Origin of the sequence: Methylobacterium sp. J-068 (assembly GCF_022829445.1) — a bacterium.
Lineage (GTDB): Bacteria > Pseudomonadota > Alphaproteobacteria > Rhizobiales > Beijerinckiaceae > Methylobacterium.
The window spans coordinates 1-441 of sequence record NZ_JAKSXY010000088.1; the positions used below are offsets into that span (position 1 = coordinate 1).

The 441-nt window shown below is 70.7% G+C and carries 1 pseudogene; it reads left to right on the forward strand.

Annotation, left to right across the window (positions count from 1 at the left end):
* Positions 1-293 precede the first annotated feature (293 nt).
* A pseudogene (locus MKK54_RS14645) lies at positions 294-441 on the forward strand (FAD-dependent oxidoreductase); the annotation flags it as partial.

Consider the following 441-nt stretch of genomic DNA (forward strand, 5'->3'; position numbering starts at 1 on the left):
CCGGTGACTGTCTCGTTCGTGTCGACCATCGTCATCTACAGGGGTTTCGGATGTGTCGCGTGCGTGCATCGGCCGAGCCGCGGCGCGTCCGGCTTCGAAGTGGCGTCGTCTCGGTGTCGCGTGCGGGCGCCTCGAACCGAATCCGGTTGCTCCCTTCGTGATGGCGGAGTCGGGGATGGCGGATTCGGGCTTCGCTCAGGCGCCGCGCGTCGAACCGAGCCCCGCCGGCAGGGGCGTCGCGGCGGGGGCCGGCGCTGGCTCGGAGCCCGGCTCCACCTCCAGGCGCCGCAGCGGCCCGACGGCCGATCGTGCACCGCGATTCGATCGACATGGGCAAGGCCTGGTTCCAGTCGCGCTACGACAAGGTCGGGCCCGGGGGCACGGGCGCCGACTACATCAACTGCCCGATGGATCGCGCGCAGTACGACGCCTTCATCCAGG